The organism is Rhodosalinus sp. 5P4, assembly GCF_041365695.1.
GTDB lineage: Bacteria > Pseudomonadota > Alphaproteobacteria > Rhodobacterales > Rhodobacteraceae > Rhodosalinus.
Genome location: NZ_JBGFSJ010000005.1, coordinates 350,406 through 364,697 on the forward strand (window position 1 = coordinate 350,406; position 14,292 = coordinate 364,697).

The 14,292-nt window shown below is 69.2% G+C and carries 16 protein-coding genes; 10 read left to right on the top strand and 6 right to left on the bottom strand.

Features of this window, described 5'->3' with window-relative positions:
* Positions 1-68 precede the first annotated feature (68 nt).
* On the bottom strand, positions 69-3,371 hold the full coding sequence (gene carB, locus AB6A69_RS12090) for a carbamoyl-phosphate synthase large subunit (RefSeq protein ID WP_371060951.1): 3,303 nt from the start codon (positions 3,369-3,371) through the stop codon (positions 69-71).
* Positions 3,372-3,573: 202 nt separating this feature from the next.
* Here carB and bchE point away from each other — a divergent pair, with 202 nt between their 5' ends.
* Positions 3,574-5,238 (top strand): magnesium-protoporphyrin IX monomethyl ester anaerobic oxidative cyclase, encoded by a 1,665-nt coding sequence (bchE, locus tag AB6A69_RS12095; protein WP_371060952.1) that lies wholly within the window; start codon positions 3,574-3,576, stop codon positions 5,236-5,238.
* Positions 5,231-5,863: a bacteriochlorophyll 4-vinyl reductase gene (gene bchJ / locus AB6A69_RS12100; RefSeq protein WP_371060953.1), complete on the top strand. Its 633-nt coding sequence runs from the start codon at positions 5,231-5,233 to the stop codon at positions 5,861-5,863. Before bchE ends, bchJ begins: the two co-directional genes overlap by 8 nt.
* Here bchJ and AB6A69_RS12105 read toward each other — a convergent pair.
* Entirely contained in the window at positions 5,847-7,064 is a 1,218-nt protein-coding gene (locus AB6A69_RS12105; protein WP_371060954.1) for a class I SAM-dependent methyltransferase, read from the bottom strand. The two genes, bchJ and AB6A69_RS12105, sit on opposite strands and share 17 nt — an antisense overlap.
* A 210-nt stretch (positions 7,065-7,274) precedes the next feature.
* Here AB6A69_RS12105 and aspS point away from each other — a divergent pair, with 210 nt between their 5' ends.
* Positions 7,275-9,050 carry an aspartate--tRNA ligase gene (gene aspS, locus AB6A69_RS12110; RefSeq protein WP_371060955.1) on the top strand — a complete coding sequence of 592 codons (1,776 nt, stop codon included), beginning with the start codon at positions 7,275-7,277 and terminating at the stop codon, positions 9,048-9,050.
* Between the two features lie 19 nt (positions 9,051-9,069).
* On the opposite strand, the gene AB6A69_RS12115 is transcribed toward aspS, so the two are convergent.
* Positions 9,070-9,789, bottom strand: a complete 720-nt coding sequence (locus AB6A69_RS12115) for a response regulator (RefSeq protein ID WP_371060956.1) — start codon at positions 9,787-9,789, stop codon at positions 9,070-9,072.
* Positions 9,790-9,939: 150 nt separating this feature from the next.
* Between AB6A69_RS12115 and mce the strand changes: the two genes are divergently transcribed.
* Positions 9,940-10,344 (top strand): methylmalonyl-CoA epimerase, encoded by a 405-nt coding sequence (gene mce, locus AB6A69_RS12120; RefSeq protein ID WP_371060957.1) that lies wholly within the window; start codon positions 9,940-9,942, stop codon positions 10,342-10,344.
* A 47-nt stretch (positions 10,345-10,391) separates the two neighbouring features.
* Entirely contained in the window at positions 10,392-10,685 is a 294-nt protein-coding gene (locus tag AB6A69_RS12125; RefSeq protein ID WP_371060958.1) for a DUF1467 family protein, read from the top strand.
* Here AB6A69_RS12125 and AB6A69_RS12130 read toward each other — a convergent pair.
* Both AB6A69_RS12130 and AB6A69_RS12135 read right to left on the bottom strand, forming a co-directional pair.
* Positions 10,642-11,352 (bottom strand): EI24 domain-containing protein, encoded by a 711-nt coding sequence (locus tag AB6A69_RS12130; RefSeq protein ID WP_371038902.1) that lies wholly within the window; start codon positions 11,350-11,352, stop codon positions 10,642-10,644. The two genes, AB6A69_RS12125 and AB6A69_RS12130, sit on opposite strands and share 44 nt — an antisense overlap.
* The gene (locus AB6A69_RS12135) at positions 11,337-11,915 is read right to left on the bottom strand and encodes a nitroreductase (protein WP_371038903.1); all 579 of its coding nucleotides are present in this window, start codon (positions 11,913-11,915) and stop codon (positions 11,337-11,339) included. Before AB6A69_RS12135 ends, AB6A69_RS12130 begins: the two co-directional genes overlap by 16 nt.
* Before the next feature lie 103 nt (positions 11,916-12,018).
* On the opposite strand from AB6A69_RS12135, the gene AB6A69_RS12140 reads away from it, so the two are divergent.
* Positions 12,019-12,273 carry a DUF167 domain-containing protein gene (locus AB6A69_RS12140; protein WP_371038904.1) on the top strand — a complete coding sequence of 85 codons (255 nt, stop codon included), beginning with the start codon at positions 12,019-12,021 and terminating at the stop codon, positions 12,271-12,273.
* Between the two features lie 15 nt (positions 12,274-12,288).
* On the opposite strand, the gene AB6A69_RS12145 is transcribed toward AB6A69_RS12140, so the two are convergent.
* The gene (locus AB6A69_RS12145; RefSeq protein WP_371038905.1) at positions 12,289-12,525 is read right to left on the bottom strand and encodes a hypothetical protein; all 237 of its coding nucleotides are present in this window, start codon (positions 12,523-12,525) and stop codon (positions 12,289-12,291) included.
* A 128-nt stretch (positions 12,526-12,653) separates the two neighbouring features.
* Here AB6A69_RS12145 and AB6A69_RS12150 point away from each other — a divergent pair, with 128 nt between their 5' ends.
* The 4 genes from AB6A69_RS12150 to AB6A69_RS12165 all read left to right on the top strand — a co-directional run bounded on the left by AB6A69_RS12150 (position 12,654) and on the right by AB6A69_RS12165 (position 14,284).
* A complete protein-coding gene (locus AB6A69_RS12150) occupies positions 12,654-13,379 on the top strand; it encodes a M48 family metallopeptidase (RefSeq protein WP_371060959.1) in 726 nt (241 codons plus the stop codon).
* Between the two features lie 92 nt (positions 13,380-13,471).
* Complete coding sequence (locus AB6A69_RS12155; protein ID WP_371038907.1) at positions 13,472-13,729, top strand: DUF6455 family protein; 258 nt, start codon at positions 13,472-13,474, stop codon at positions 13,727-13,729.
* 10 nt (positions 13,730-13,739) lie between these two features.
* On the top strand, positions 13,740-14,030 hold the full coding sequence (locus tag AB6A69_RS12160; RefSeq protein ID WP_371060960.1) for a DUF6455 family protein: 291 nt from the start codon (positions 13,740-13,742) through the stop codon (positions 14,028-14,030).
* Positions 14,027-14,284 (top strand): DUF6455 family protein, encoded by a 258-nt coding sequence (locus tag AB6A69_RS12165; protein ID WP_371060961.1) that lies wholly within the window; start codon positions 14,027-14,029, stop codon positions 14,282-14,284. The genes AB6A69_RS12160 and AB6A69_RS12165 overlap by 4 nt, the downstream gene beginning before the upstream one ends.
* Positions 14,285-14,292 lie beyond the last annotated feature (8 nt).

A 14,292-nucleotide genomic window follows, 5' to 3' on the forward strand; every position in this document is an offset into this window, starting at 1 on the left:
CCCCCCCCCCCCCCCCTCCGCCGCGACTCCCCCGGAGTATTTGCGCCAAGAAGAAGGCGCTGGCGGCGTCAGCCCTGAAGCGGTTTCACCGACAGCTCGCCCTCTTCCCGCGCCTTCATGGCGAGCGTCGCGGCGTGGCTCGCGGCGGCGGTGGTGAAGTAGGGGATCTTGGCGTAAAGGGCGACCGAGCGGATCTCGCGGCTGTCCTCGACCGCCTGCGCGCCTTCGGTGGTGTTCATCACCAGCGCGACCTCGGCGTTCTTCAGCCGGTCCACGATGTTGGGACGGCCCTCGTAGACCTTGTTCACGACCTCGCACGCGACACCGTTGTCCGTCAGCCAGGCGGCGGTGCCGCGGGTGGCGACGATCTCCAGCCCCATCGCGGTGAGAAGCCGGGCGGCCTCGAGCATCTGGGGGCCCTTGTCGGTGTCCCGGATCGACACGAAGGCCCGTCCCGACTGGGGCAGCTCCATCCCGGCGCCGAGCTGCGCCTTGAGGAACGCGCGCGCGAAGGAGCGGTCCCAGCCCATCACCTCGCCGGTGGAGCGCATCTCGGGGCCCAGGATCGTGTCGACGCCGGGAAAGCGGGCGAAGGGCATCACCGCCTCCTTCACCGAGAACCAGGGCATCGCCGGGTCCGCGAGCGTCATCGGGTCGGCGAGGGGCAGGGGCTGGTCGTAGCTCACGTCCTTGTAGGGCGGCCGGCCGGAGAAGGCCGAGAGCGGTTCGCCCGCCATGACGCGCGCGGCGATGGAGGCGATGGCCGAGTCGGTGGCCTTGGCCACGAAGGGCACGGTGCGCGAGGCGCGCGGGTTCACCTCGATCAGGTAGACCTCGCCGTCCTTCACCGCGAACTGCACGTTCATCAGGCCCACCACGCCGAGTTCCAGCGCCAGCGCGCGGGTCTGGCGCTCGATCTCCTCGATGATGGGCGCGGAGAGCGAGTGCGGCGGCAGGCAGCAGGCGGAGTCGCCCGAATGCACGCCCGCCTCCTCGATGTGCTGCATGATGCCGGCCACGTGCACGTCGCGCCCGTCGGAGATGGCGTCCACGTCCACCTCCGTCGCGCCGGAGAGGTAGCCGTCGAGGAGCACGGGGCTCTTGCCCGAGACCACCACGGCCTCGTCGATGTAGCGTTCCAGGTGGGCCTGGTCGCGCACGATCTCCATGGCGCGGCCGCCCAGAACGTAGGACGGGCGGATCACCAGCGGAAAGCCGATCTCCTCGGCGATGGCGCGGGCCTGCGCCTTGGAAGACGCGATCCCGTTCTGGGGCTGTTTCAGATCGAGCTTGTTCACCAGCGCCTGGAAGCGTTCCCGGTCCTCGGCGAGGTCGATCGCGTCGGGCGTGGTGCCGAGGATCGGGATGCCCTCGGCCTCGAGCGCCCGGGCCAGTTTCAGGGGCGTCTGCCCGCCGAACTGCACGATGACCCCGTGCAGCGTGCCGGCCTCCTGCTCCACCCGGAGGATTTCCATCACGTGCTCGAAGGTCAGCGGCTCGAAGTAGAGGCGGTCGGAGGTGTCGTAGTCGGTGGACACCGTCTCCGGGTTGCAGTTGACCATGATGGTCTCGTAGCCCGCGTCGCTCAGCGCGAAGCAGGCGTGGCAGCAGCAGTAGTCGAACTCGATGCCCTGCCCGATCCGGTTCGGACCGCCGCCGAGGATCACCACCTTCTTCCGGTCGCTGGGGCGCGCCTCGCACTCCACCTCGCCCATCATCGGCGCCTCGTAGGTGGAATACATGTAGGGCGTCTGCGCCTCGAATTCGGCGGCGCAGGTGTCGATGCGCTTGAAGACCGCGGTGACGCCGAGATTGAGGCGCGCGCGCCGGACCTGTGCCTCCTCCCGGCCCGTCAGCTCCGCGAGGCGGGCATCGGTGAAGCCCATCATCTTCGCCGCGCGCAGCCCCTCTTCCGTGACCGGCAACCCGTCCCGGCGCAGCCTGTTCTCGGCCTCGACGATCTCGCGGATCCGCGCGAGGAACCACGGATCGAAACTGGTGATGGCCCCGATCTCCTCGTCGTCGAGGCCATGGCGCATGGCCTGCGCGATCACGCGAATCCGGTCGGGCGTCTTGCGCGAGAGCGCGCGGACGATCGCGGCGTGGGCCTGGTCGGGATCGTCGGCGCCGTCGATCGCGATCTCGTCGAAGCCGGAAAGCCCGGTCTCGAGGCTCGACAGCGCCTTCTGCATCGATTCGTGGACCGTGCGGCCAATGGCCATCGCCTCGCCCACCGACTTCATCGAGGTGGTGAGGTCGGGCTCGGCGCCCGGGAATTTCTCGAAGGCGAAGCGCGGGATCTTGGTCACGACATAGTCGATGGTCGGCTCGAAACTGGCGGGCGTGACCTTGGTGATGTCGTTGTCGAGCTCGTCGAGGGTGTAGCCCACGGCGAGCTTCGCCGCGATCTTGGCGATGGGAAAGCCCGTGGCCTTCGAGGCCAGCGCGGAGGAGCGCGAGACGCGGGGGTTCATCTCGATCACCACCATGCGCCCGTCTTCGGGGTTCACCGCCCATTGCACGTTGGAGCCGCCGGTCTCCACGCCGATCTCGCGCAGGACGGCGATCGAGCCGTTGCGCATGATCTGGTATTCCTTGTCGGTCAGCGTGAGCGCCGGCGCGACGGTGATCGAATCGCCCGTGTGCACGCCCATCGGATCCACGTTCTCGATGGAGCAGACGATGATGGCGTTGTCCGCGCGGTCGCGGACCACCTCCATCTCGAACTCCTTCCAGCCAAGCAGGCTCTCGTCGATCAGGATCTGGCTGACGGGCGAGGCGTCGAGGCCCGAGCGGCAGTAATGCTCGAAATCGTCGCGGTTGTAGGCGATGCCGCCGCCGGTGCCGCCCAGCGTGTAGGCCGGGCGGATGATGGCCGGCAGGCCCACATGCTCGAGCGCGGCCATGGCCTCTTCCATGGAGTTCGCGATGGTGGCCTTCGGGTTCTCGAGGCCGATCCGCTCCATCGCCTCGCGGAAGAGCTTGCGGTCCTCCGCCATCTCGATGGCCGCGCGCCGCGCGCCGATCATCTCCACGCCGAAGCGGTCCAGAACGCCCATCTCCTCGAGCTTGAGCGCCGTGTTGAGGCCGGTCTGCCCGCCCATCGTGGGCAGGAGCGCGTCGGGCCGCTCCTTCTCGATGATCCGGGCCACGATCTCGGGGGTTATCGGCTCGATATAGGTGGCGTCGGCGAGGCCGGGGTCCGTCATGATCGTCGCCGGGTTGGAGTTGACCAGGACGACCCGGTAGCCTTCTTCCCGGAGCGCCTTGCAGGCCTGCGCGCCGGAGTAGTCGAACTCGCAGGCCTGACCGATGATGATCGGCCCCGCCCCGATGATCATGATCGACTGGATGTCGGTGCGTCTGGGCATGTCAATCCTCAGGGGCTGCGGCGCGCAAATCCGCACGGGTTATAGAGAAGCGCGGCTGCGGTGCAAGGGGGGGGCGGCCGGGCGTTTCCGAACACCTCGGAACGGCCCTCCGCGTCGGCGCGGCGCCGTGGCTGCGGGCTTGATCTGTGTCAATCAAACTTGACATTAGATCTGTCAGATTTTCCCAAAAGGGAGACTCGCCATGCGCATTCTGTTCGTCCACCCCAACTACCGCTCCGGCGGGGCCGAGATCGCCGGAACCTGGCCCCCTGCCTGGGTCGCCTACCTGACCGGGCATCTGCGGCAGGCCGGTTTCGACGATATCCATTTCATCGACGCGATGACCGACAACATCGCCGACGAGGATCTGGCCGGCCGCATCGAGGCGCTGCAGCCCGACGTGGTGGGGGTGACGGCGATCACCCCGTCGATCTACCGCGCCGAGGAAGTGCTGCGCATCGCACAGGAGCGTGTGCCCGGCGCGGTGCGCGTCCTCGGCGGGGTCCACGCCACGTTCATGTACAAGCAGGTCCTGTCGGAAGCGCCCTGGGTCGACGTGATCGTGCGCGGCGAGGGCGAGGAGATCCTGACCGAGCTGATGCTCGCGGTGCAGGACGGGCGCTGGCCCGCCGACCGCTACCGCATCAAGGGCCTGGCGTTCCGTGACGGCGAGCAGATCGTGGCGAACGAGGCCGCGAGCACCGTGAAGGACCTGGAGGCGATCAAGCCCGACTGGACCGTTCTGGAGTGGGAGAAATATATCTACATCCCGCTGAACACCCGCGTGGCGATTCCCAACATGGCGCGCGGCTGCCCGTTCACCTGCTCCTTCTGCTCGCAGTGGAAGTTCTGGCGCGACTACCGCGTGCGCGAGCCCAAGGCGGTGGTGGACGAGATCGAGGATCTGGTGGAAAACCACGGCGTCGGTTTCTTCATCCTCGCGGACGAGGAGCCCACCATAAACCGCAAGAAGTTCATCGAGTTCTGCCAGGAACTGATCGACCGCGACCTGCCGCGCCGCGTGCAGTGGGGCATCAACACGCGCGTCACCGACATCTACCGCGACCGGGAGCTGCTGAAATTCTACCGCAAGGCGGGGCTGGTGCATGTCAGCCTCGGCACGGAGGCCGCCGCGCAGATGAAACTCGACCAGTTCAACAAGGAAACCAAGGTCGACGAGAACAAGACCGCCATCCGCCTGCTTCGCGAGGCCGACATCCTCGTCGAGGCGCAGTTCATCGTCGGCCTCGACAACGAGACCCGGGAGACGCTGGAAGAGACCTACCAGATGGCGTGGGACTGGCAGCCGGACCTGGCGAACTGGGCGATGTACACGCCATGGCCGTTCACGCCGCTCTTCCAGGAACTAAAGGATCAGGTCGAGATCTTCGATTTCTCGAAATACAACTTCGTCACCCCGATCATGAAGCCCGCCGCGATGGAGCGGGGCGAGCTGCTGGACGGCGTGATGAACAACTATCGCCGCTTCTACATGAAGAAGGCGCTCTTCCATTACCCCTGGCGGGGCACGGGCTACCGGCGGCGCTACCTCCTGGGGTGCCTCAAGGCCTTCCTGAAGGCGGGTTTCAACCGGACCTTCTACGACCTGGGCAAGGCCGGCTACTGGGGCCCGCAATCGAAGGACAAGGTGGATTTCAACTTCGACGAAACCCGCCAGATCGCCGAGGCGCAGATGGACGACTGGGAAGCGGCCGCCGACCGCGCCGCGCGTGCACGCGAGCGGCGAGAGGCGGTGCGCGCCCAGATGAAGGAGCGCGGCGCGGAACGCCGGGAAGGCTTCAAGATGCCGAACGGCGCCGAGGTGCGCGCCTGCGGCGGCTCTGATCAGCAGATGGAGAATGTCTGAGGCCATGGTGCCTTTCGATGGCACCTCCGCCGCGGGCGGCACGGCCGCCCGCATCGGCCCGAACGCGCTGCTGCAGCTCGATCCGCTGCTGCGCGAGGCGGGGCTCGACCGGTCCGTCTACGCCGCGGCGGGGATCGAGGCGATGCCCGACGGCACCGGGATGATCGACGAGCGGCCCGTGGCACGCGTGCACCAGGAGCTGCGGCGGATCGCACCCGGCCGCGCGCCCGACCTCGCCCATGCGGCGGGCGTGGGCACCGGGCGCTACATCCTCGCGCATCGCATCCCCCGCCCGGCACAACGTCTTCTGAGGATGCTGCCCGCGCCACTCGCCGCCCGCCTACTCGCCCGCGCGATCGCCGCGAATGCCTGGACCTTCGCCGGCTCGGGTCGGTTCTCGGTGAAAACGCCTTTCTGTTTCGAAATCGCCGACAATCCGGTCGTCCGCGGTGAAACGGCGCCGCGCCCCGTCTGCGACTGGCACTCGGGCGTCTTCACCACGCTTTACGCCGCGCTCGCGCATCCCGACATGCGCTGCACGGAGACGGCGTGCTGCGCCGCGGGCGCGCCCGCCTGCCGGTTCGAGATCGCCCGCCCGTCGCGCGCGGTCACTCGCCGGCCTTGAGCTGCCTCACTGCGGGGTGCGGCGTGTAGAGATAGGCGCGCGAGGCGGGAACCATGGTCTGGTCATGGGCGAGTTGAAGCTGGAACACGCCCTGCCGCGTCTCGTCGAATGTCACCTCGCATGCCGTGAGGTAGTAGCGCCACATGCGCACGAAACGCTCGTCGTTGAGCGTGCGCACCGCGTCGAGATTGGCCTCGAACCGGTGCCGCCATTCGCGCAGCGTCCGGGCGTAATGGTAATGGCCGGCAAGGACTTCCAGATCGGTGATCCAGAGCTCCGACGCCTCGACCGGAACCGCGAGCTCGGAGAGCGATGGCACGTAGCCGCCGGGAAAGATGTACTTGCTGAGCCAGGCGGATTGCGTGGTCGGCGGCGACACCCGGCCGATCGTGTGGATGAGCGCCACGCCGTCCGGGGCGAGCAGGTCGCGCACCTTGTCGAAATAGACGGGCAGCTGCGGCAGGCCGACATGCTCCAGCATCCCGACGCTGACGATGCGGTCGAAGCGCTCGTCGAGCTTGCGGTAATCGAGCAGCCGGAACTCGACGCGGTGCGAAAGCCCCTCGGCCTCGGCCCGCGCCCGGGCGCGCCCGAGCTGGTTTTCCGACAGCGTCACGCCCAGGACGCGCGCGCCGTAATCCCTCGCGAGCGTGAGCGCCATGCCGCCCCAGCCGCAGCCGATGTCGAGCACCCGGTCGTCGGGTCGGATCATCAGCTTTTCCGCGATATGCGCTTTCTTGGCAGCCTGCGCCTCTTCCAGCGTCATGTCCGGCCGGGCGAAATAGGCGCAGCTGTACTGCCAGTCCTCGTCGAGGAAGAGACCGTAAAGATCGTCGGAAAGATCGTAGTGATGCGCCACGTTGCGCCGCGCCGAAAGCGGCGTGTTGCGCATGGCCCAGCGGCGCAGCGCGAAACGCAGGCCCCCGAGCGCCCGCGCGACGGGCGTGTAGCTCTGGCTGTTGTCGGCATTGCCGCGGTTGGAGACGAGAAGCCGCAGCAGAGGCTCGAGCTGGTCGGTCGCGATCTCGATCGTGCCGTTCATGTAGCCCTCGCCCAGCGCCAGTTCCGGGGCTAGGCAGATCCGGCGATAGACCGCCTCTTCGGCGATGCGAACCTCTGCCGCGTATCCTTCTCCGCCGGGACCGAACTCCGCGGCCTTGCCGTCCGGGCCGATCACCTTCAGCCGGCCCTTCCGGATCATGCGCCGCAACATTCCTTCAAAGCTGCTTCTCCACATCGTCCCCCACTTCCCGGAGGCGCCGCGGGCGCCGCCGCCAAAGACTTTCCTGCACTCCCGGTCGCGCAGTATGCCACCGAGTACGGGAATCGCAAAATCCGCCCGCGCGCCCGCACCTTGACTTCGCCCGCCAAGCCCTGTTTCTCGGCGCGGAACCGCGGACCGGAGGCCGACATGCACCCTTATCGCAGCCACACCTGCGCCGAGCTCAGCACCAGCGACGTGGGCCAGACCGTGCGCCTTTCGGGATGGGTGCACCGCGTGCGCGACCACGGCGGCGTGCTTTTCATCGATCTACGCGACCACTACGGCATCACGCAGGTGCTGTGCGATCCCGACAGCGCGGTCTTCGCCGAGGTGGAGAAGGTGCGCTCGGAATGGTGCGTCCGCATCGACGGCGAGGTGAAGGCGCGCGATCCCTCGCTCATCAATCCCAAGATCCCCACCGGCGAGATCGAGGTCTACATCCGCGACATCGAGGTGCTGGGCGCCGCCGCGGAATTGCCGCTGATGGTGTTCGGAGACCAGGAATACCCCGAGGAGACGCGCCTTCGGTATCGCTACCTCGATCTGCGGCGCGAGGAGATGCAGCGCAACATGACGCTTCGGTCGGACGTGGTCGCCTCGATTCGCCGCCGGATGTGGGACATCGGCTTTCGGGAGTACCAGACGCCGATCATCACCGCCTCCTCGCCCGAGGGCGCGCGCGACTTCCTCGTGCCGTCGCGCCTGCATCCGGGGCGGTTCTACGCGCTGCCGCAGGCGCCTCAGCAGTTCAAGCAGCTGCTGATGGTCTCGGGCTTCGACAAGTACTTCCAGATCGCGCCCTGCTTCCGCGACGAGGATCCCCGCGCCGACCGCTCGCCCACCGATTTCTACCAGCTCGACATGGAAATGAGCTTCGTCACCCAGCAGGACGTCTTCGACACGATCCAGCCAGTGATCGAGGGCGTGTTCGAGGAGTTCGGCGGCGGCCGCAAGGTCGACAAGGTCTGGCCGCAGATCAGCTTCGCCGACGCGATGCTGCATTACGGAACCGACAAGCCCGATCTGCGCAACCCGATCAAGATGCAGACCGTGTCGGAGCATTTCCGCGGCTCGGGCTTCGCGATCTTCGCCTCGCTGCTGGAGCAGGAGGGCACCGAGATCCGCGCCATCCCCGCACCGGGCGGCGGCTCGCGCAAGTTCTGCGACCGGATGAACAAGTTCGCGCAGGAGCAGGGGCTGCCGGGGATGGGCTACATCTTCTGGCGCGACGGCGAGGACGGGGTGGAAGCCGCCGGGCCGCTGGCCAAGAACATCGGCCCGGAGCGGACCGAGGCGATCCGCCGGCAGCTCGGCCTCGGCAAGGGCGACGCCGCCTTCTTCCTCGGCGGCCGGCCGAAGGAGTTCCAGACCGTCGCCGCGCGGGCGCGCGACGTGATCGGCCGCGAGTTGAACCACCTCGACGAGAACCGCTTCGCCTTCGCCTGGATCGTGGATTTCCCGATCTTCGAGAAGGACGCGGAGACGGGCGAGATCGACTTCGAGCACAACCCCTTCTCGATGCCGCAGGGCGGGATCGACGCGCTGGAGGGCGACCCGCTCGCGGTGAAGGGGTTCCAGTACGATCTCGCCTGCAACGGCTACGAGCTGGTCTCGGGGGCGATCCGGAACCACCGGCTGGACGTGATGCTGAAGACCTTCGCCATCGCGGGCTACAGCGAGGCGGAGGTGCGCCGCCGCTTCGGCGGGCTTGCGACCGCCTTCCAGTACGGCGCCCCGCCGCATGGGGGCTGTGCTGCCGGGATCGACCGGATCGTGATGCTGCTCGCCGACGAGCTCAACATCCGCGAGGTGATCCCCTTCCCGATGAACCAGCGGGCCGAGGACCTGATGATGGGCGCGCCGTCCCAGCCGTCGCCGGAACAGATGATGGAACTCTCCCTGCGCGTGGTGGAGCGGGACTGACGCGCCCCGCGGGCGGCGATCACATCGCCGCCCGTTCCGATAGCCGCTCCTGCAAAAGCCCCGTGACATGCGCGAGCGCGCCGCGCCCGGCGCGCCCCTCGGCGCGGGCGGCCGCGAGGGCCCTTGCGGCCTCGGCCAGAGGCGCATCCTCCGCGATCCGGGCCACCCCGCCCAGGAACTGCGCGACGTAGTCGAGCCCGGCCGGCCCCGTCTTGCCGGACAGGACCCTGGCGGCATGCGCGAGGTCGTCGTGGTAGGCGATCGGGTCGGGCCGGGGCATGGCCCCGATCGCGGCGCGCCCGGGCGCCGATACCTCGACGCTGTCCGGCAGGTGGCTGAGCACCGCGCGCTGGAAGGCGGCGAGCCCCGGCAAGGGCTTCGGCAGGAACCCGTGGGCACCGGCGGCGAGCGCCGCGCCTTCGGCGCAGGGATCGCCGCTCATCCCCAGGATGACCTGGGCCGCCGCCGTGGCGCGCGCGGCCTCGGCCAGGAGCTGGGCGCCCGACCCGTCGGGCAGCCCCATGTCCACCAGCAGCACGCTGGGCCGGTAGACGGCAAGATGGCGCCGCGCGGCGGCAAGACTGTCGGCGCGGCGAATGCGCGCGCCGGACCGCAGGCACAGAAGGCGCAACGCCTCGCTCGCGAAGCGGCTGTCCTCCACGGCGAGGACGGTCAGCCCGGCAAGCGGGCCCGCGCCGGCGGGGCGGCGAAGCGGGATGATGCGGTCGTGTTCGTCCATTGGCGGTCTCCTCTCACGCGGTGTGCTGGCCGAGTCGGAGCATTGGCCCCGCGTGGTGAAGGAGGGGTTAAGCGCCGCGGCTTCCCCTTGCGGCCGCGGTGCTTCCTGTCCCATATGATGGCAACGCGCGAAACAGGAAGGCCCCGTCCCATGATCGGACGTCTGAACCACGTCGCCATCGCCGTGCCCGACCTCGAGGCGGCCGCCGCGCAGTATCGCGGCGCGCTGGGCGCCCGGGTGGGTGCCCCGCAGGACGAGCCGGACCACGGCGTCACGGTCGTCTTCATCGAGCTTCCCAACACCAAGATCGAACTCCTGTACCCGCTGGGCGAGGAGAGCCCGATCAAGGGCTTTCTCGAAAAGAACCCTGCCGGCGGCATCCACCACGTCTGCTACGAGGTGGACGATATCCTCGCCGCCCGCGACAAGCTGCGCGAGAGCGGCGCGCGCGTTCTCGGCTCGGGCGAGCCGAAGATCGGCGCGCATGGCAGGCCCGTGCTCTTCCTGCACCCCAAGGATTTCAACGGCTGCCTGATCGAACTCGAGGAAGTCTGAGCCCGGCAGCCGCGCCGCCGCCGGCGCAAGCCTGAAAGGATCCCCGCATGTCCATCGCCTCGGCGCTCGTGCTCTACGCCGTCATCTGGTTCATGACGTTGCTGGTCGCGCTGCCCATCCGGATCCAGACCCAGGGCGATCTCGGCAAGGTGACCGACGGCACGCATGCGAGCGCGCCCGAACATCATCACCTGGGCCGGAAGATCCGGATCGTCACGGTGGTCTCCCTGCTTCTCTGGGCGGTGATCGCGGGCATCATCCTGTCGGGATGGATCACGGTGCAGGACATCGACTTCTTCAACCGGATGCGTCCCCCTTCAGCCGGTGGTACAGGTGCGTGAAGGTGGCTGCGCCGAGGATCGGCACGAAGAGGTTCAGCACCGGCACGACGAGCGGCAGCGCCATCAGCACGCCGGCCGCCCAGATCGTCGCCGCGTGACGCCGGCGTAGCCGCAACGCGCCCGCGCGCCCTTCGCGCCGCATCGCCGCCACGGTGAAGTATTCCCGCCCGAGCAGGTAGCCGTTCACGGCGATGAAGACGGGCGCACCCGCGACCGGCAGCACGAGGATCAAGAGAAGCGCCGCGGCGTTCGCGGCGATCAGGACGCCCATTGCGGCAAGACCGTCCCGCACGGCATCGGACACGGGCACGGCGGGCGCGGGCGGCAGGCCGGGGAAATGACGATCCTCCACGGCCTCGGCCACCTCTTCGAGGAACATGGACACGAAGGCCGACGCGACGGGCACCATCAGGAACACCGACAGCACGAGCATGAGCAGCAGGAACGCCCAGCTCAGCACGTTGTCCACCCAGCCGACCTCGCCCAGAAGCGGGAGGGTGACGGTATCGCCCACGAGCCAGCCCACCCCCCAGACGAGCACCGCGGTAACCGCCGCCAACAGCAGCGCCGTCAGCCCCAGCCCGCGCCAGAACACCGCGCGGAAGCGGCGGTCGCCGATCTGGCCCAGCGCCTTGAGGAAATCGCCCAGGATCACTCCGTCACCCATGTGACGATCGCGTCGAGGTCGGGCCGCGGGCGTTCCGGCGGCGCGGCGCTTTCGGTGCCGATATGGATGAAACCGGCCACCCGTTCGCCGTCCGCAAGGCCCAGCGCCGCGCGGCCGAAGGTCGGGTCGTGGGCGGGCCAGCCGGACAGCCAGTTGGCGCCCCAGCCGGAGGCCAGCGCGGCATTGAGCAGCGACAGGCAGGCCGCGCCGGCCGAATAGGTCTGTTCGAGCGGCGGGATCTTCTCGGAGGGCTTCTGCACCTCGATCACCGCCACCGCGAGCGGGCTGTCGGCGAATTGCCGGGCATCCTTGTCGGTGTCGGGGTCGGGCCGACCGAGCTCGGCGGCCCGTGCCCGGGCCGCGGCGGCCAGCCGGTCGAGCGCGCCGCGTTCCAGCACGACGAAGCGCCACGGCTCCAGCTTGCCATGATCGGGCACCCGTGCCGCCGCCTTCAGGATCGGCGCCAGCGCCGCGCGGTCGGGGGCGGGGGCGCCCAGCGTCTTGGCCGGGCGCGAGCGGCGGCTCAGCATGAATTCGAGAGCGGCGGGATTGGGCGCGGGCATGGTCTCTCCTTCGGTGATACCGACTATCTCGGCCACGGCGGGGCGGGTTTCAAGCGGCGTCGCGCTCTGGACGGGTGGTCGCGTCCCGTGGAAGGGACATGTCATGGCATTGCCGGACCTTACGCATCTCGCCCGGCCGGGCGCGCAGATCGCGCTGCGCGTGACGCCGCGCGCGGGGCGGGAGCGGCTCGTCGAAGAGGCGGGGCGCCTGCGCGCCTACGTCACCGCGCCGCCCGAAGGCGGCCGCGCGACGACCGCGGCGCAGGCGCTTCTGGCCCGGGCCATGGGTGTCGCGAAGACGCGGCTGACCCTCGTGCGTGGCGCGCGCTCGCGCGAGAAGGTGTTCCGTCTGGACTGACGGCCAAGGCGCCGCTCAGCCGCCGTTGCGGCGCTTGTAGACGCCCTCGGGAAGCTCGATCGCCGCGGCGAGGTCGCGCATCTGCGACATGGAGAGCGTGATGCGGTTCACCCGGTCGGTCCGCGGGTCGTACTGCTCGACCGTGACGCATTCCTCGAAGCCGTGCACGATGACATCTTCCTGAAGCGGCACCTCGCCCTCGTCGACCAGGGTGACCACGGTGGCGTCGAATTCGTGCTCGATGCTGAACATGACCGAAGCCTAGCGGCGCGCGAGGCGGATGTGCAAGTTCATCGGCGGATCACGCCGAAATGTCTGGAACCGGGCCGCGGCGTGCCGATACTGGGACCGGTGTCGAAACGCGAGGTCACGGGAAAACGATGCTCGGCTCCGCCATCCGCTCCGCGCTTGCCCTTCTCGCCCTCGCCATCACGCTGGGCGGCTGCGCGCCGGTTCCCGTCCCGCAAACCCCGGATGCCCCGGCCGCGTCACCGTCCGAGGAGGCGCGCGTCCGCGCCGACGCCGCCGTGCGCCGTTTCGTGGAGGTGGTGGACAGGGTGGAGCCTGTCGCGGAAGCGGAGTGCCGGGAGATCTCGCCGGCCCTCGACTGCGACTTCCGGATCGTGGTGGACGACCGCCCCGGGCTTCCGCCGAACGCGTTCCAGACGCGCGACCCGGCCGGGCGGCCGGTCGTGGCGCTCAACATTCCGCTGATCGCCACGGTGCGCAACGCCGACGAATTGGCCTTCGTGATCGGCCACGAGGCGGCGCACCATGTTCTGGGGCATATCGACCGCCAGCGCGAGAACGCGCGTGCCGGCGCGCTGGTTTTCGGAGAGATCGCGGCCCGCGGTGGCGCCGGGCTCGAGGCGGTGCGGTCGGCCCAGGAAGTCGGCGCGATCCTCGGGGCGCGGAGCTACTCCAAGGATTTCGAGCTGGAGGCCGACGCGCTCGGGACGGTGATCGCCGCGCGGGCGGGCTATGACCCGGTGCGCGGCGCGGCCTTCTTCACGCGCCTTCCCGATCCCGGCAACCGCTTCCTGGGCACGCATCCGCCCAACGCCGCGCGGAGCGACCTCGTGCGCCGGGTCGCGTCAGGGCTCTGAGCCGGGGCGGGCCGGCGGGCTTGACCTGCATCAAAGCGCCCCCGGCGACGGGCAGGCACCCTCTTCCCGTAACGTCATGGAAGGAGGCCGCCATGCAGGGTCAGAAGACGCTCAAGCGCCACGCCAACCTCGTGGACCGGATGGCCACGACGCTGGGCATCGACCTCGAGGAGAAGGCGCTTCGCGGCGAGCTCGCCTTCAACGAGATCGCCGACTCGGTGCTTGCCTGCAGCGGGTGCACGAGTCCCGGCCGGTGCGAGGCCTGGCTCGACGAGCACGCCGCGGGCAGCGACGCGGCGCCGGAATATTGCCGCAACGCCGATCTTTTCGCCCGCCTCGGCGGACGCTGAGGCGCGGGTCGTGCCGCGCCCTCTCGGCCCGCCCGGACGGCACTACTGGCTTTTGCAGCGCATGGCGCGCGTCACCGGCGCGGATACCGCCGGAGCGTGGGCCAGGGGGTGGCTTTCCGCGCCCGACTGGCGCGACATGGTGGACCGGTGCCGCGCCTGCGACAGGCTGGAGCGGTGCGGGCGCTGGCTCGATCTGCACGAGCGCGAGAATTGCCCCGCGGTCGCGCCGCCGCGGGGATGCCGCAACAGCGAGCGCCTTTCGAGGCTCTCGCAACCGGAAAAGGAGGCCACTCAGCCATGAACGCGATCGGAACCCCGGAGCGCCATTTCTGGATCACGCGCAGCGTGGCGCGGGCGATGGGCATCAGCCTGTCCGACGCGCTCGCCGCCGAACGGCTCACGCCGCAGGTCTATGCCCGGATGGTCGAGAACTGTGCCGCCTGTCCTCAGGCGCGGGCCTGCCAGGAATGGCTGGGCAGGCAAAGCATCGGTCATGCGCCGACCCCGCTGACGGGGTGCCGGAACTACGGGGCGATGATCGCGCTGAAGGCGTGACCGGGGGC